The sequence below is a fragment of the Mycobacterium sp. Panama NTM2 genome (genome assembly GCF_054355555.1).
In genome coordinates this window covers 5,428,045-5,445,142 of record NZ_CM135953.1, presented here as the reverse complement: position 1 = coordinate 5,445,142, position 17,098 = coordinate 5,428,045, and the positions used below count along the sequence as shown (strand labels likewise).

The 17,098-nt window shown below is 64.6% G+C and carries 14 protein-coding genes and 1 pseudogene; 10 read left to right on the top strand and 5 right to left on the bottom strand.

Features of this window, described 5'->3' with window-relative positions; genetic code table 11:
- The first annotated feature begins 71 nt into the window (after positions 1-71).
- Entirely contained in the window at positions 72-1,307 is a 1,236-nt protein-coding gene (locus tag ACXYX3_RS26180; protein ID WP_458609606.1) for an LVIVD repeat-containing protein, read from the top strand.
- 10 nt (positions 1,308-1,317) lie between these two features.
- Positions 1,318-1,788, top strand: coding sequence for a cupin domain-containing protein (locus ACXYX3_RS26175; RefSeq protein ID WP_458609605.1), 471 nt, complete (start codon positions 1,318-1,320; stop codon positions 1,786-1,788).
- On the opposite strand, the gene ACXYX3_RS26170 is transcribed toward ACXYX3_RS26175, so the two are convergent.
- From ACXYX3_RS26170 to ACXYX3_RS26160, 3 genes are read right to left on the bottom strand one after another with little or no spacing between them, the layout of a single operon-like run.
- Positions 1,768-3,015 (bottom strand): condensation domain-containing protein, encoded by a 1,248-nt coding sequence (locus tag ACXYX3_RS26170; RefSeq protein WP_458609604.1) that lies wholly within the window; start codon positions 3,013-3,015, stop codon positions 1,768-1,770. The genes ACXYX3_RS26175 and ACXYX3_RS26170 overlap by 21 nt on opposite strands.
- A gap of 5 nt (positions 3,016-3,020) precedes the next feature.
- The gene (budA, locus tag ACXYX3_RS26165) at positions 3,021-3,806 is read right to left on the bottom strand and encodes an acetolactate decarboxylase (RefSeq protein WP_458609603.1); all 786 of its coding nucleotides are present in this window, start codon (positions 3,804-3,806) and stop codon (positions 3,021-3,023) included.
- Positions 3,803-4,555 carry a glycine betaine ABC transporter substrate-binding protein gene (locus ACXYX3_RS26160; protein ID WP_458609602.1) on the bottom strand — a complete coding sequence of 251 codons (753 nt, stop codon included), beginning with the start codon at positions 4,553-4,555 and terminating at the stop codon, positions 3,803-3,805. Before ACXYX3_RS26160 ends, budA begins: the two co-directional genes overlap by 4 nt.
- Before the next feature lie 296 nt (positions 4,556-4,851).
- Here ACXYX3_RS26160 and ACXYX3_RS26155 point away from each other — a divergent pair, with 296 nt between their 5' ends.
- The 4 genes and pseudogenes from ACXYX3_RS26155 (at position 4,852) to poxB (ending at position 10,113) form a co-directional block, all read left to right on the top strand.
- On the top strand, positions 4,852-5,973 hold the full coding sequence (locus ACXYX3_RS26155; protein ID WP_458609601.1) for an enolase C-terminal domain-like protein: 1,122 nt from the start codon (positions 4,852-4,854) through the stop codon (positions 5,971-5,973).
- A 51-nt stretch (positions 5,974-6,024) separates the two neighbouring features.
- Positions 6,025-7,620: a benzoylformate decarboxylase gene (gene mdlC / locus ACXYX3_RS26150; RefSeq protein ID WP_458609600.1), complete on the top strand. Its 1,596-nt coding sequence runs from the start codon at positions 6,025-6,027 to the stop codon at positions 7,618-7,620.
- Between the two features lie 47 nt (positions 7,621-7,667).
- Entirely contained in the window at positions 7,668-8,324 is a 657-nt protein-coding gene (locus ACXYX3_RS26145; protein ID WP_458609599.1) for an isochorismatase family protein, read from the top strand.
- Positions 8,325-8,377: 53 nt separating this feature from the next.
- Positions 8,378-10,113, top strand: a pseudogene (poxB, locus tag ACXYX3_RS26140) (ubiquinone-dependent pyruvate dehydrogenase).
- Here poxB and ACXYX3_RS26135 read toward each other — a convergent pair.
- Both ACXYX3_RS26135 and ACXYX3_RS26130 read right to left on the bottom strand, forming a co-directional pair.
- On the bottom strand, positions 10,110-10,586 hold the full coding sequence (locus ACXYX3_RS26135) for a winged helix-turn-helix transcriptional regulator (protein ID WP_029372799.1): 477 nt from the start codon (positions 10,584-10,586) through the stop codon (positions 10,110-10,112). The pseudogene poxB and the gene ACXYX3_RS26135 overlap by 4 nt on opposite strands.
- Complete coding sequence (locus tag ACXYX3_RS26130) at positions 10,583-11,479, bottom strand: alpha/beta hydrolase (protein WP_458612239.1); 897 nt, start codon at positions 11,477-11,479, stop codon at positions 10,583-10,585. Before ACXYX3_RS26130 ends, ACXYX3_RS26135 begins: the two co-directional genes overlap by 4 nt.
- A 256-nt stretch (positions 11,480-11,735) precedes the next feature.
- Between ACXYX3_RS26130 and ACXYX3_RS26125 the strand changes: the two genes are divergently transcribed.
- From ACXYX3_RS26125 to ACXYX3_RS26110, 4 genes are all read left to right on the top strand, one after another.
- The gene (locus tag ACXYX3_RS26125) at positions 11,736-12,347 is read left to right on the top strand and encodes a TetR/AcrR family transcriptional regulator C-terminal domain-containing protein (RefSeq protein WP_458609598.1); all 612 of its coding nucleotides are present in this window, start codon (positions 11,736-11,738) and stop codon (positions 12,345-12,347) included.
- Between the two features lie 427 nt (positions 12,348-12,774).
- Positions 12,775-12,984 (top strand): hypothetical protein, encoded by a 210-nt coding sequence (locus ACXYX3_RS26120; RefSeq protein WP_051244253.1) that lies wholly within the window; start codon positions 12,775-12,777, stop codon positions 12,982-12,984.
- 377 nt (positions 12,985-13,361) lie between these two features.
- Positions 13,362-14,720, top strand: coding sequence for an FAD-dependent oxidoreductase (locus tag ACXYX3_RS26115; RefSeq protein ID WP_458609597.1), 1,359 nt, complete (start codon positions 13,362-13,364; stop codon positions 14,718-14,720).
- Positions 14,717-17,089: a transketolase-like TK C-terminal-containing protein gene (locus ACXYX3_RS26110; protein WP_458609596.1), complete on the top strand. Its 2,373-nt coding sequence runs from the start codon at positions 14,717-14,719 to the stop codon at positions 17,087-17,089. The genes ACXYX3_RS26115 and ACXYX3_RS26110 overlap by 4 nt, the downstream gene beginning before the upstream one ends.
- Positions 17,090-17,098: the final 9 nt, after the last annotated feature.

Below are 17,098 nucleotides of genomic sequence, written 5' to 3'. Positions count from 1 at the left end.
GCCGTACTGATGCTGAAGATTTCACTCCCAAGAACCCGCGTCACTGCCGGATCACGCGACGGGGTGCGGCCGTGAGAGCCCCCGACCTCGCGACCGGGTTCATCCACCTGGGCCACTCCGATCAGGGTGGGCGGCCCGACGCGATGCAAGTGCAGTACTGGCGTGAGCATGTTTACGTCGGGCACCTGTTCAACAGCGGATTCTCGGTCATCGACGTGTCCAGTCCCCGCGAACCGCGCACCGTCGGATTCCACCCGGCGCCGGAGAACACGTGGAACATCCATCTGCAGGCCGCCGATGACCTTCTGCTGGTCATCCACGCCAAGGACCTGTGGAAACAGTTCGACGTCGAACAGAGCTACTACACCGGCTCGGTAGGCACCCGACTGCAGCAGTCAACCAAGGACTGGAGTGCCGGCGTCGCCGTCTACGACATCTCCGATCCCGCCAAACCGCGTCAGATCTCGTTCCTCCCGGTCGAGGGCGTTGGAGTGCATCGCCTGTGGTTCCCCGGTGGGCGCTACGCGTACGCCTCGGTGTTGTCGGAGGGCTTCACCGACTACGTGTTCAAGATCATCGACCTGCATGACCCCGCCAGGCCCTCGTTCATCGGCGAATACTGGCTTCCTGGAATGAATTCCGCTGCCGGCGAGACTCCGGGCTGGGATGAGGACAAGTGGCGATACGCGCTGCATCACGCCATCATCGACGGCGACACCGCTTATGCGTCATGGCGCGACGGCGGTCTGGCCTTGCTGGACATCAGCGATCGGCGACGTCCCCGACAGATCTCGTACCGCAACTGGTCGCCCCCTTTCGGCGGCGGTACGCACACCGCGTTGCCGTTGCCGGGTCGCGGCCTGTTGGTCGTGGCCGATGAGGCCACCGCCGACGACCTCGCCGACGGCCTCAAACACGTCTGGGTGTTCGACGTGCGGGAGCCCGAGAACCCGATCAGCATCGCGACGTTCCCCACACCCGATGAGGACGACTACGCCCACAAGGGGCGTCACTTCGGTCCGCACAATCTGCACGAGAACCGGCCGGGGAGCTTCGTGTCCGAGGAGATCGTCTTCGCCACCTACCAGAACGCCGGGGTGCGTGCCTACGATCTATCGGATCCGTTTCAGCCCGTCCAGGTGGCCGCGTTCGTGCCCGGACAGCCGGACCGCGTGATCGACCCTCGTCCCGGCGGCAAACCGGTCGTGCAGACCGCGGACGTGTACGTCCGCGACGACGGGGTGACGTTCACCACCGATTACAACGGTGGCCTCGACGTTCTGCAGTACACCGGCGAAACGCGTTGAGCGCATTGATATGACAGAGCTTCGGCACACGGCGGCGGGGCCGGTCGCCTCCTACCACCGGCTCGTTACCGGGGCGTCCGGTCTGAGCACGATCGCCGAAGCCGAGCTCGCCGGATTCGTGGTCAGATCGGTGGGTGGGCAGGCGGCTCCGACAGCCGCCAAGGACGTTCCCGGTCACTTCGACAACGTGTCCTTTCTCGTTCTACCCGTCGGTTGGGTTGGTGACTGGCACGAGAGCCCGCATCCGCAATGGGTGGTCGCGTTGCGCGGTCGGTGGTTCATTGAAGCGCAGGACGGGACGCGAGTGGCGTTCGGGCCGGGTGATCTGCATTGGGGAGCCGATCAGCACACCACTGCCGCCGGAGCCGGTGGACACGGACACCGCAGCGGTCAGGCCGGCGATGAGCCCTGCCTGCTGATGATGATCCAACGGGTACGCGACGAGTGCTGCGGTGAGAATTCAGCGGACGACGTGCAGTAACCGATCGACCATGGCATCGAGGAAGTCCCCTGGTGGCGTGTAGCTGGTGGTAACCATCCGAAGCCGGCCCTGGTACGTCGTGACGCCGGTGACGGTCTCGTCGGCGATCTGATTCAGCAGGATCGGGCCCCACAGGGCGTCGGGCCGGATCGCGCGGACAGGATCGGAGTCGTTCTTTCGTACACCGAGATTGGTGACGGTCAGGTCGTGGCTGAGTCCATTGAGCAGGAACTGCTGCGCCCCGTGTGCGCTGATACGGGCCGGCACCATGGACTGCACCGTCTCAGACGCCGTGCGTATACCGTGTGCTGATCTCAACGGCCGGAGCTGATCCAGCACGTCGCGCGCATCGTCCCAGAACGAGGCGCGATCGGTGGTGGCCATTCCCGTGCGGGCGGCCATGAAGTAGTCGGCACAGTCGTTCGGGTTTCCGATCAACCCGCGAAAGTTGATGGGGGACAACACTCGTACGTAGGGCAGGCTGCGGGAACCCGCGAATGTCCGTGATGCCGCAACGACGATCGCCGAGTGCACGGTAGTTCCGTGGGTTCGGCACTGCTCGACCAGGGCGGCGGTGTCCTTCTCGGTCCACTCGCAGGTAGCGAGGTGAGGAGGGGTTCTGTCGAACGGTCGGATCGTGCTCATGGCACTCAGGTGCGGATCTGCGGCCGGCACGGAGTCTGGTGACAGCGCCGAACCCGGGACACGTGGTGGGTGCTGCGCCAGCATCACTTCCTGCGGCGGCGGCAGAGGGAGCGGTGGGAGTTCGACACCGTTGAGCGCGGACACCAGGTCCTCGACGATCAGAGCCGATGAGATGCCGTCGGCGATGGTGTGATCGAACGTCAGCAGGATGGTGCTGCGCAGCGGTCCCGCCATGAGCGTCGCGCGCACCAGGGGAGCTGCTTGGCGATCGAACGGCGTGGACAGTTCGACGGCCGCGATGTGCGTCCACTGGGCGGAGGTGTCTGCGACGCGTTGTAGGGGGATCGGTCGCACCGACGCCTGGGCGATGAACACGGGACCACCGGTGCCGTCGTCCTCGACCGACACACGCAGCAGCGGGTGCCGCGCCTGAACGGCGCGAAGTGCAGCCCTAAGCGCGGGATCGCCGATTTCAGAGGGAAATTCAGCAACGAACGCGAAGTGAAGCGGGTTGCGTTCGGAGTAGCGGTAGAAGAGCCGCTCGAAGGCACCCAGCGCGCGTTGCGGATGGGGTGTTGTCATGCTCGTCAATCCTGTGAGAGCGAACCTTCCACGCGCCTGATCTCGGCGTCCATGGAATCGTGATGAGATGTGGCGGCGAGGAATTCAGCCGTTTGAGGCAGGCTCAGATGCAGGTCGCTTTCCACTGCCAGTTCGATCCGACCCGACTCGAGTTGGCAGTCCAGGACGTGTCCACCGTGTTGGCGCGATTCATCGATGAAGTGCAGGTGGTAGCCGGCTACCGATATGCCTTGTTCGAATGCCGGGGTGCGATAGCCGACCAGATTCCCCGAGATCGCGCCAAAGGTCGCTTCCTGTTGGCCCGTGGTCGCATCGGCGAGGCGTGGGTAGGGACGGTGCTGTTCGGCCAGCGTTCTGGTACGAACCTCGCTGAACGTGCCGGAGACGCGTATCGCCACGATCGCGTTGGAGCTGCCGATGGCAGCGTCGATCACGTTGCGCATCGCCGCGAAGGGGGAGGGTTGCTCGACGGGGAGCACCACCTCGGGGGCGAAGTAGGTCACCGCGGCGAACGGCGTCCGTTCGTCGGGACCGGCGAGCACCGCGGTGCCGTCCGAGTGCAGGTGGTAGCAGATGCCGTCGAGCACGACCATCTCACCGTCGAGGTGGTTGAACGTGCCCAGTCCGAAGTCGCCGTGGGTGAGCAGCTGGGCGATCGTGACGTCGCTGTCGTAGACGCCTTCCAACAGGGCGGCGATGGTCGATGTCTGGTAGAGCGTGCCGGGACGCCGCAGTAGGGAGTGAGCGAGTTCGCCTGCAGTGGTGCGCTCGTCGGGCGCGGGCGCTGTCATGCCGAGAAGTCCGTGTACGGGCTGGACGAGCGTTTACGGATCGCCGCGTCGAGTCGTACGAGCATCTCGTTGCCGATGTACAGCTGAGCGAGATCGGCCAGGGCCGCCTCTCCGATGAGATGTTCGGAGTCCCGCAAGACGAGCAAGGTGGCGTTGTCGGTCGCTCCGAGGATCACCTTCGGGTCTTGCAGCCGGCGAATCCGGAAACGTGCGTGCAGGGCCTGCGGATGCCAGAACGGCATCACCACCCACTGCTGATCCCCTACGGCGTCGATGAAGCGCTGAATGCAGTCATCCTCGGTGCCGTTCTCGAAGTGGTAACCGGCGCCGTCAAGCCCGTACTCACTGACGGCCCGCGGGGACATCTCACTGATACCGGCCCCGGGCGCCATCCCCTGGATGCGGCGATCCATGCGCTCGAGCGCGAGCGGATTCAGGAGATCGGGTATGGACGCGATTTCCGCAGGTACGTAATCCGGGACTCCCCAGATCGGGTAGGGCTCGTATAGGACGCTGAGCATGCGCACCTTATCGGCGAGCGGGGCGAAGTACTGGCCGTGACTCCACGGCAACCATGCCGCGACGAGCACGTCCACTTCGGATCTGCCCAACGCCTCGAACATCAACGAGTGCGGCGCTGAGGTCCGCTCGACGTCGTGACCGTGGGAGCGCAGCACCAATTCGACCTGTTCGGCGGCGGCATCGTGAAACGACAGTCCAATGTGTCCAACGCGGACGGGTCTGGGCACGACATTCCTTCCAGCGACCAACATGCAACGACGCCGCCAACGTAATCGCCGATGTGCGGTATCAAGCAAGGGCGGCAACTTTCACCGAGGAAACTATGGAGCGTCAGAGTGGACGGGTCCCGAATGCCCCTCGCCCCGCCGTACGCTCCAATGCTTTCCGTGAGGAAACTTGCGGGCCTTGACGGAAAGCGGCGTCTCGCAGTTACCGTTTCGGCCTGGCCGCAGGCGTGCGCACGTCTGCTACCAAACGGCCTTTGTCGACACCCCAACTCCCCACGATCGAGAGGCGGCCGAAGATGGATGAGCACGTCTCGGAAATGGCCGACTCGGGATTGACCATAGGACACGTATCGACGCGCGTAGTGGTCGTGCCGCTGGGTAGACCCGTGATCGCCGACATCGGCCGATTCGATCAATGGCCCCTGGTGCTCGTCGATATCGAAACCACCAACGGTGTCGTGGGTTCCAGCTACATCGCCCCCTACCGGCAGTCCGCGGTGCGTGGAATCGTCGCCGAAATCAGCGACCTCGTTGACAACGTCGTCTTTCGCGGCTCGTCACCGATCGACGTCTTCGACTCCGCCGCCAAGGCAACCAACGTCGTGGGAACCGCCGGCATGTCGCGGATCGCGGCCTCGGCGTTGGACATGGCCCTGTGGGACGCCCTGGCCAAACAGGCCGGTCTGCCGCTGGCCGTTCTGCTCGGCGGATCACTAGGGCCGGTACGGGCGTACAACAGCAACGGACTGTGGCGCCACGATCCGGCGACGCTGCAAGCCGAGGCCGTCGAACTGCTCGCAGACGGCGGCTTCACCGCCGTCAAGCTGCGCCTGGGCAACGAACACCTCGAAGACGATCTCTACGCCATCTCGGCGGTCCGCGGAGCCACTGAAGCGCACCTGGATCTGATGGTGGACTTCAATCAGGCGCTGGGGTTCGGGGACGCCGTGCGGCGTTGCCACGAACTCGACGATCAGGGCTTGTACTGGTTCGAGGAACCGATCGTCTACGACAACCTCAGCGGATACGCCCAGCTGGCGAGGCATGTGAAGACACCGCTGCAGCTCGGCGAAAACCACTACGGGCCAAGGGATCTGTGGAATCTCGCGGCCGCCGGCGGCGTCCATTACGCCATGGGGGATCTGATGCGGATCGGCGGCGTGACCGGTTGGCTTCGAACAGCCGGAGTGGCCGGGGCAGCAGGTATCCAATACTCCAACCACCTCTACCCGGAGTTCGCTGCCCACCTGTTGCGGGTCACCCCGTCCGCGCACTGGTTGGAGTGGGTGGACTGGGCCCATCCGATCCTGGATAACCCGGCCCTACCAGTTGACGGTCACGTCACGGCCCCCAACCTTGCGGGCACCGGCCTGGTCTGGGACGAGCCCGCGATCCGCAAGTACGCGGTATCGGTATGACGGCCACTTCAGCCATCCGATACGAACCGCATAGAAACGAGAGTTGAGACCATGTTCACGGTGCGTGAGGCGTTCTTCGAAGTGGCCCGTCAGCTCGGTCTGACGACGATGTTCGGGAACCCGGGGTCGACGGAAGAACCACTCCTGCGGGACTTCCCCGACGATTTCACCTACGTGCTCACGCTGCAGGAATCACCGGCGGTGGCAATGGCCGACGGCTACGCGCAACGGACCGGACGACCGGCCTTGGTCAACCTGCATACGGCCGCCGGACTCGGAAACGCCATCGGCAACATCGAAAGCGCTTTCTACAATCGGGCTCCTCTGATCATCACCGCCGGCCAGCAGACACGCGAAATGCTGCTACTGGAGCCGTATTTGACGAACTCCGCCCCCCACGTCGTCGCCGAGCCCTTCGTGAAGTGGGCCTACGAGCCGGCACGTGCCGAGGATGTCCCGGCAGCGCTGGTCCGCGCCTATGCCGCCGCCGTGCTTCCCCCCGCTGGACCGGTGTTCCTGTCCATCCCCATGGATGATTGCGACAAGGCCGTCGCGCGCATTCCAGCGGTACGCACGGTGAGTTCACGGTTGGCCGCCGACCCGGCCACACTGGCCCCGATCATCGACGGCCTCCGCTCGGCGACCGCGCCAGCCCTGGTGTTCGGTGGGGCGGTCGACCAGTCGGGGGGTTGGGACGACGCCGTTGCGCTCGCCGAGCGGTTGCGTTGCAAGGTCTACGCCGCACCATTGGAAGGCAGACCCGGATTCCCCGAGAATCACCCCCAATTCGCGGGGCCACTGCCACCAGCCATCGGTCCACTGGGACGGCAATTGGCCGACCACGACGTCGTCGTCGTCATCGGTGCGCCGGTGTTCCGTTACTACCCCTACATTCCCGGCGAATACGTCGCAGACACCACAACACTGTTTCACGTCACCGACGACCCATCAGAAGCCGCGCGAGCGCCCGTTGGCACCTCGATCCTCGCCGACCCCGCCCGCGCATGCGCTGTTCTCGCCGAAGCGCTTCCCCAAGCCAGCCGCGAAGTCGCGGTCACACCGAAGCCCGAGGCTGTCGCAGATCCCGACCATCTGACCCCGGCCCTGCTGTACACGACGATCGAGCAGGTGCGGCCAGCCGACAGCATCATCGTTCAAGAATCCATGTCAACAGTCGGCCAGCTACGCCGAATCATCCCTACAGCTAGCCCGGCGTCGTTCTACTCGATGTCGAGCGGCGTCCTCGGCTACGGACTTCCCGCCGCGGTCGGCGTCGCCCTCGCCGAACGTGAGCAGGGCTCCAACCGCAAGGTCATCTGCATCGTCGGGGACGGTGCCGCCAACTACGTCATCCAGGGCATCTGGACGGCCGTCCAACAGCGACTCCCCGTGCTGTTCGTCGTGGCTCGAAACGGTGCGTACAACATCCTGAAGTCCTTCGCTGAACTGCTGCAAACACCGGGAGTGCCCGGACTCGACCTCCCGGGGCTGGACTTCATTGCGCTCGCCAACGGCTACGGATGCACGGCCGAACGCGTCTCCGATCCCGCCGCTCTGCGTGACATCCTGGCACGCGGTGTCGCAGCAGACCGGCCTCATCTCATCGAGGTGAGTGTGGACGCGACGGTTCCACCTCTACTGTCCTGACAGAGTGCCGTCTACGAATCAACTCATCAGATCCCGAGGAACCGAATATGCAGATCACCAAGCACGACACCGCAGTTGTGTTCATCGATCCCCAGATCGATGTTCTGAGCCCGCGCGGAAAGAACTGGGCGGTGCTCGAAGACAGCGTCACCGAGAACGGAACCGTCGAGCACATGACCGCCATCTTCGAGGCCGCCAAAGATCACGGATTCCACGTCGCTATCTCGCCCCACTACTTCTATCCCGCAGATGACGACTGGAACTTCAACGGCCCCTTGGAATCCGCCGAGTTCGAATCACGGACCTTCAGCCGTGCGGGTGCATTGGACCTGACCGGATTCAGCGAGTCGGGTGCCGACTGGCTTCCGGAGTTCAAGCCCTACATCGACGACGTACGCACCATCGTCGCCAGCCCCCACAAGGTGTTCGGACCCCAGACCAATGACCTCGTTCTGCAACTGCGCAAACGCCGGGTGAGCAAGGTCATCCTGGGCGGCATGCTGGCGAACATGTGCGTTGAATCGCACCTGCGCGAGCTACTGGAACAGGGATTCGAATTGGCCGTCGTCACCGACGCCACAGCCGGACCCCGGCACCCGCTCTGGGGTGACGGATACCAGGCAGCGATGGTGAACTACCAATACCTCGCCCACCACGTCACCACGACAGCCGCCATCACCGCACAGATGGCCGCATCCGCTTAGTAGTCACGCACGCCCATGAGTCATCGACCACGTCGAGGAAGGCCGGTATCGCCATGGCAACTGTTGCCGATCACGTCATCTCGGTATTGAAGCTCAGCGGTATCCGCCGCATCTACGGCTTGCCCGGCGACAGCCTCAACGGATTCACCGACGCCATTCGCCGAGCTGGCGACATCAGCTGGGAACACGTCCGCCATGAGGAGACCGCGGCGTTCGCCGCCGGCGCCGATGCCGCACTCACAGATCAGCTCGCCGTCTGCGTCGGCAGCTGCGGGCCCGGCAATCTACATCTGATCAACGGACTGTTCGATGCGCAACGCAGCCGGGTCCCCGTGCTCGCGATCGCCGCGCACATCCCGCGGACGGAGATCGGTTCCGAGTACTTCCAGGAAACCCATCCACAGGACCTGTTCGGAGAATGCAGCGTGTACTGCGAACTGGTCAGCACACCCGAGACGATGCCGCGCATCCTGGAGATGGCGATGCGCGCCGCCATCGAGGACAGAGGCGTCGCCGTCGTCGTGGTGCCCGGCGAGATCTTCCTGGCCAAGATGGCCAAGTCGCCGTGGCTACGGCCTGTGCTGCCCACCAGATCCGTGGTCCGGCCCACCGACGAGTCGTTGGCCGCCGCCGCGGCGATCCTCAACGGCGCCAACAACATCACCATCCTCGGTGGTGCCGGGGTGGCCGGCGCGCATGATGAACTGCTTCAGCTGGCCGCCACCCTGCAGGCGCCGATCGTGCACGCGCTGCGCGGCAAGGAGTACATCGAATACGACAACCCCTACGACGTCGGCATGACCGGGCTGCTCGGGTTCGCGTCAGGATACAAAGCCATCGACGAGGCCGACGTGCTGCTGATGCTCGGTACCGACTTTCCGTATCAGCAGTTCTATCCCGAGAAGGCGACGGTCATCCAGGTCGACATCCGCGGCCGCCATCTGGGCCGCCGAACCCCGGTCGACCTGGGTTTGGTCGGTAGGGTCGCCGACACACTGAGCGCTCTGCAGCCGCTGCTACAGCAGAAGCGTGACCGCACCCACCTCGATCGCTGTCTGCGGCACTACCGCAACACCCGCTCATCGCTGGACGCACTCGCGGTCAACGATCGCGATCGCACCCCCATACGGCCGGAATGTGTTGCGGCAGAAGCCAGTCGGATGGCCACCGACGATGCGGTGTTCACCGTCGACGTAGGCTCCCCGGTGGTGTGGGCCGCCCGCTATCTGACGATGAATGGAAAGCGGCGGCTGATCGGTTCGTTCAACCACGGCACCATGGCGTGCGCACTGCCCCTGGCGATAGGCGCCCAGGCCGTGGATCGTCGGCGTCAGGTCGTTGCGTTCGCGGGTGACGGTGGGCTGACGATGTTGTTCGGCGAGCTGATCTCTCGTTGGCGCAGAACCGGCTTCCGGTCAAGATCGTGGTGTTCAACAACTCATCGCTCAATTTCGTCGATTTGGAGATGAAGGCCGCCGGCATCGTCAACTTCGGCACCGACCTGCAGAATCCGAACTTCGCCGACGTCGCGGAGGCCCTGGGTATGTTCGGCCGCCGCGTCGAGCGCCCCGGTGACCTGGACGCCGCACTGGCCGAGGCATTCGCCCACGAGGGCCCAGCCGTCATTGACGTGGTGACCGAGCGCCAGGAGTTGTCCGTTCCGCCGTCGATCACGCTAGAGCAGGCAAAAGGCTTCTCGTTGTACGCGATCCGTACCGTGCTGGCTGGCCGGGGCGAAGAGCTTCTCGACTTGTTCACCGCGAACGTGGCCAGGCGAATCCTCGACTAGCCGCGCGCACAGGCGATGTCGTCGGCAGCACGCGACGGTGCGCTGTGGAGATGCGGCTGCAACATCGCAGAAGGCGACTCCGTGGACGTACTGGGCGAGCGAATCGGTGCCAGGCGGAGCTCGGGGGTATCGACGTTGAGGACGAACCAGCGCTGAATGCTGGCCAATCGTTCAGCGAGACTGACACCGAGTTCGGTGAGTTCGTACTCCACGCGCGGAGGGACCTCCGCATACACCGTCCGGTGAACCAGCGAGACCGCCTCCAAACGTCGCAGTGTGCGCGTGAGCATCTTGGCCCCGACTCCCGGCAAAGACTGCTGCAGTTCACCAAAGCGGGCTACCCCACGGGCATAGAGCAGGTCCAACGTCAGCGCCGACCACTTGGAACCCAGCAGTTCGAACAACGTGCACCGAGCGATCGACTGAGCCGGTGGTGCGCACGGACCCAGATGCTCCTCGAAGGCCGCGGTCATGATCGGCCACGTCCCCCGGATGAGCCGCCGAGCGTATGAACGGAAACCGCGTCCTCCGGATGCAGCGCAGCACCGAGCGCACTCGACCAGTTCGTCACCGCCCTGTCGACCAGCGGAGTCCCCGAGCCATAGAGATCGAACATGTGCGGTGCTCCCGGCACGAGATGCAACTCGACCGAGACCCCCGCCGAGGTGAGTCGCTGCACCCATCCCAGGACGGCATCTCGACTCGGGTCCAGTGCACCGATCATCACGTAGATCGGCGGCAGGCCGGCAAGATCGACGACACGCCCAGGGACTGCATACAACGCCTCGGCAGGATCGTCGCCGCCTAGGTAGAGCGACCACATGTCCACACAGTCGTCTCGACCGAAGAACCGCGCGTCCTCGGGGCAACTCCGACATCCTGTGTCGAGGCGATCATCTACAACGGGGTAGCCCATGAAAACATAGCAGATTTCCGGCGAGCCCAGATCCCTCGACTTCACGGCCAACCCGAAAGCCATTGCGGCCCCTGACGAGTGGCCGGCCACGGCGACCCGAGTCCGATCGATCGACAGCTCCCCAGCATGAGCGATGGCCCATTCCGTTGCCCACCAGCAGTCGTCGAATCCCGCCGGATAGGGGTGCTCCGGTGCGAGTCGGTAGTCGACGGAAACGACCACGGCATCGAGCTCACGTGCCGTACGCCGGCAATGGGCGTCCTCGGTTCCCAGGTCGCCGAGAACGAACCCGCCGCCGTGACACCACACGATTGCCGGCCGCAGCTGGTCCCCGGGGCCCTGGCGAGCGCGATAGATACGCACAGTGAGCGGTCCGCCGGTGGGTCCGGTGATGACCCGGTCCTCAACGAGTAGACCGCCACCCGGACATCGGGGTGGGTTTTCCGCCATAGCCGCGCGCGTGGCCGCTATGTCGGCGAAGAGATGCAGTTCAGGCAGGTCCGCGGTGCCCGTCCGCAGATCCGGATGAAGCGATAGCGACGAATCCGACAAGGCAGCCTCCTTGATCTTTGATCAAGACCAGTATGCTCTAACGTTGATCATTGATCAACGGCACCGCGGTACGTCACACCGCTTGCGCGTGCGACTAGGCGGGAGAGACCACATGTCGACGAGGGCACCGAAGAATTTGACGGGGGCAGATGTGGTGCGCGCCGCCCTGGTGGTCTTGAATGACGTCGGCCTTGACGGGTTGACGATGCGTTTGGTGGCCAAACAGCTTGGCGTGCAGTTGAACACGGTGTATTGGCATGCGAAGAACAAGCCCGAACTGCTGGAGATGATCGCCGACGCCGTGTTGGACGATTGTGGCAGCGTCGCGCTGTCGGGAGACTGGCAAGAGCGGCTCGCAGCCTTGCTGAACAGTTATCGACACGCCCTGCTACGTCACCGCGACGGTGCGCGTCTGGTCGCAGGAACTTATTCGGTGATGCCCAACACCCTCGCGCTGTCCGAGCAGCTCACGAGCACGTTCCTCGCCGCCGGGTTCTCCGAAGAGGTCGCAACCTGGGCGACCTGGCACTCTTCGGCACTCGTGTTGGGCCTGGTTCTCGAGCAGCAAGGCGAACCAGAGGACTGGCGACAGCGGCTTGACCATGGTGTCGACGTGGCGCAGTACCCGTCCGTGAAGGTCGCCCATGAGCATCATGTGTCTGGCGACCACGATGCCCGGTTCGACTTCAGTCGCGATCTCCTGCTGCGAGGGCTCGACTCCTTGCTTCACGAGGCCGACAGAATTCGCCTCGACACTCGTTCGTGACCGCGGTGCTGACCGCGCAGCGTGTTCATGCGGGAGCGGTACCGAAGGATCGCAGGTCGTCGGTGGTTCACGCGCACGCGCAGGACCTCGGAACAGGTGCGACCCAGTGGTCGCTTTACCAGCTTTGGTGTCGCCTAGGAAACTAACGGTCCTTGCAGGACAGCGAGGTGCAGGGCCTACCATCGCGGCGACGTAATCCAGCACGTCGCGCCGGCTCGGCCGACGATCCGCTGGATAGTCCGCCGGCACAACGTGGTTCCGGACGGTGCGTGCGCGGCAACCGATATCCCGGAAAGCCAGGCGACGCGCGAGAGGTGGTCGCCGCAGAACTCGAAGCAAGCGGCGCGGATCAAAGGAGACGAAAGTGGGAGCAACGAAACGAACACGACGGTCGCGAGTCGTCGCGGGTTGCACCGCGGTGCTACTGATGGTGGTTGCATTCGTCTCGGCCTGCGGCTCGAACGACAAGCCCGAAGCGCCGACCTCGACGTCCACTTCCACATCGCCGGCCGGCCCGCAGCCCAGTGTGGAGCCCACGACGAAGAGCATCGATCCCAACGGGGGGAACCTGTTCACCCCCGAGATCAAGGCCCCGCCGGCACCGACCGAGCCGCCCGGCGTTCACCGCAACAACTGAGTGAGAACCGACGGTCGATGCGCACCGCACATCGAAGGATAGGACTTCCCGCATGAATAACGTTCGAGCACAGGCATTACGCCGGGTTGCGGCCTGGTCGATGACGACGGCTGTGGTTGCCGTGTCGGTCATCGGATGTGGGCACGCCGACGAGCCCAGTCCCACCACGTCGGAGAGCACCACGTCGAGTGCGACCGTAACGCCAACCGAGAAGGCCATCGATCCGACCGGCGCGAATAAGTTCACGCCGTCGGTTCAGGCCCCGCCCGCACCCACCGTTCCGGGGGGCCAGCACCCCGGGATCAACGGCGTTCCCTGACCGAGTTGGTGGGTCCAGCCGAAGAATCGACGTGCTTTGTGACGGAAGCGAGACTGATGTGAGTGACATTGATGCGGATCTGGTAGTCATCGGCTTCGGCAAGGGCGGCAAGACACTCGCTGCGACGCTGGGTCGCCAAGGCAAACGTGTCGTCATGATCGAACGCTCGAACCAGATGTACGGCGGTACGTGCATCAACATCGGCTGTGTGCCCACGAAGTCGATGGTGTTCGCAGCCGAGGAAGCACTCGGCCATCCCCGTGACCCGGAGATGTACACCGCCGCGGTGCACCGGACGGCGGAGCTGACAGCCAGCCTTCGCGAACAGAACTACGCCATGCTCGACAGCATCCCCGGTGTCGACGTCCTGACGGGAACGGCGACGTTTCTGGACGCCCACACCGTGTCGGTCCAGACTGACGACGGCGTGGTGACGGTCGAGGGCCACCACATCGTAATCGGCACCGGATCGGAACCCGTATGGCCCAGTATTCCTGGCTTACAGGGTAATCCGCGGGCCATGACCAGCACCGAGCTACTGGCCACGGATCAACTGCCCAGCAGTCTGGTCGTTCTCGGCGGCGGCTACGTGGGCCTCGAGTTCGCCGCGATGTGCGCCGCATACGGCGCCCACGTCACCCTGCTGGAACGGCAGCCGGCGGTTCTGAGCCGTGAAGACGACGACGTCGCGGCGGTCGCCGTGAAACTGTTGGAAGAGGCCGGAGTGCGCATCGTGTGCGCGGCCGACGTCACCTCGATCGACGAGTCGACAGTGCACTACCGCGTCGGGGCCCGCGAAACATCGGTGGAAGCCGACGGCATCCTGGTGGCGCTGGGCCGTCGTCCCGTGACATCCGGCCTCAACCTGGAGGGCGCGAGCATCGCCATCCGCGACGACGGCACCATTGCGGTCGACGAGCACCTCCGCACCAGTCAACCCCACATATTCGCCGTCGGTGACGTCAACGGCGGCCCTCAATTCACCTACGTATCGCTCGACGATTACCGAGTTGTACTGGATCAACTCAACGGCAACGGATCCCGAACCACCTCCGATCGTGTCGCCGTGCCCTACACGCTCTTCATGACACCCCCGTTGGCGCGAGTGGGACTTACCGAACGGCAAGCCCGTGAAGCGGTCGGAGCCATCAAGGTCGCGGCGCTGCCGGTGGCCAAGATGGCGACCGTGCCGCGGGCGCGAATCGTGCACCAGCCCTCCGGCCTGATGAAGGTGGTCGTCGATGCCGACACCGATGAGATCCTCGGCGCGGCGCTCCTGTCCTACGACTCCCACGAGGTGATCAACACCGTGGCACTGGCGATGCGCCACGGCATCACCGCGACGACACTGCGGGACTCCATCTACACCCATCCATCGATGACCGAAGCGTTCAACCAACTCCTGGGGATGCTGTGAGGCAGAACCGGTCCGCTCAGATCACCGACGCCGAGTCGGCCGATGGCATCCTCGACAACGTCGCCCGCCGTGTTCTGTGGTTGTCCACGGCAATGATCCATCACGCGAATCGCCGTCGCGCCAACAACTCCGGCATGAAAATCGGCGGCCACCAGGCATCGTCGGCATCCATGGTCACGATCATGACGTCGCTCTGGTTCGAGCACCTGCGATCGGGTGATCGGGTGTCAGTCAAACCCCACGCATCACCGGTTCTCCACGCCATCAACTACCTACTTGGCGAGCTCGACGAGTCGTATCTGACTCGGCTCCGGGAATTCGGCGGACTGCAGAGCTACCCCAGCCGTGCCAAGGATCCCGATCCCGTCGATTACTCGACCGGATCGGTCGGCATCGGAGCGACGGCGCCCATCTGGGCAGCGATGGCACGGCGTTATGTTGACAGCAGGTACGGGCAGCCGGATGACCTGGTCGGAGCTGATCGTTCGAGCGGCGCGGCGTTGGCCCGGCAGTACTCACTCGTCGGCGATGCCGAGCTAGACGAAGGCGCGGTATGGGAAGCAGTTTTGGATCCCGCCGTGGCCGACTTCGGTGAGATCGTCTGGATCATCGACATGAACCGTCAGTCGCTGGACCGCGTGGTACCCCACATCGCCGCCGACCGGCTGGAGCAGATGTTCGATGCTGCTGGCTGGCAGGTCATCAACGTGCGTTTCGGGGGCCTGCTGCAATCCCTGTTCGCCGACCCGCAGCACGGAGCCTCGCTGCGGGCCCGCATCGTCGAAATGCCGAACCCTGAGTACCAGCGTCTGCTGCGATGCGACGTCGACGAGCTGCGACGTCGCCTACCGGGCGGCGGCGCCCACGCCGACTCCGTCGCGCAGTTGATTGCGGGTCTCGACGACCAGACCCTCGCCACGGCGATCCGTAATCTCGGCGGGCACGACTTCGCAGCGTTGCGGGATGCGTTCTCGCAGATCGACGACTCCCGGCCGACGGTGATCGTCGCCTACACGATCAAAGGACGTGGATTACCGACCGAAGGACATCCGCAGAACCACTCGTCTCTGCTCACCGAAGCCCAATACCAAAAGCTGGCCGCCGATTTGGATACCGATGTCGATCTCCCCTGGAAGGCGTTCGACGCACAGAGCGCCGAGGCGCGGCTCTGTGTGGAAACCGCTAGCCGCCTCACGCGACATGCCGTTCCCGACGCAAGTGCGGTCATCGACGGTGTCCCGAGCGACTTCGGGCGCACACCCGGCGGAACCTCGAGCACGCAGGCCGCCCTCGGAAGGGCGCTGCTCGATCTGACCCGTGAGGCGCCGCCGGTTGCCGGCCGAGTGGTGACGGTGAGCCCGGACGTCAGTTCGACGACGAACCTCGCGGGCTGGCTGAACAAGGTGGGTGTGTGGTCGCCTGCGGAGCAACGAGACTGGTTCGACGACGACGCCGAGACCCTCATGCACTGGCGACAGGGCCCGAGCGGCCAACACATGGAACTCGGAATCGCCGAGACCAACCTCGTGGGCTTGATCGGCGAACTGGGGGCGACATGGAGCCGCTGGGGTCAGCCGCTGTTCCCGATCGGTGTCCTGTACGACCCGTTCGTCGAACGCGCGTTGGAACCGTGGTCCTACGGCATTTACGCTGGCGGACAATCGATCCTGGTGGGAACGCCGTCCGGCGTGACCCTGGCCGCCGAAGGCGGGGCACATCAGTCGATCAAGACCCCGTCGATCGGCCTCGAGCAACCAGACTGCACGAGTTACGAACCCGCGTTCGCCCTCGACGTCGAATGGATTCTGCTGTCGTGCATCGGGAAGCTGGGTCGCCCCGGCGGATCGTCGTCCTATCTTCGGTTGTCGACCCGACCCGTCGACCAGACCCTGGCCGCGGTGCCCGCCGACGCCGCCGCTCGCGAGCGACGGCGTCAGCATGCGGTCGCCGGCGCCTACACGTTGCGGCGCGCCGCGGCCGTCGACGTCACCCTCGTCACGATGGGGGCAATGGTGACCGAAACACTGACTGCGGCAGATCGTTTGACGGACATGGGTATCGGCGTCGACGTCGTGTGCGTAACGAGTCCGGGACTTCTGTTCGAGTCCGTGCAGGCGCGCCGCGGGCTCGGCGATGCTCCCACCTGGATACTCGACCAGGTCTTCCCAACTGGCCGTTCCGCCCCGATGGTGACGGTCCTCGACGGTCACCCTCACACGTTGGCGTTCCTGAGCACGGTCAACAACGTCATGCTGACGCCCCTGGGTGTCAGTCGCTTCGGACAAGTCGGCGATCTCGACGCCGTCTACCGATACCACGGGATCGACGCTGACAGTATCGTGCGCGCGGCCCTGGACGTCACGGCGTGAGCACGGAAA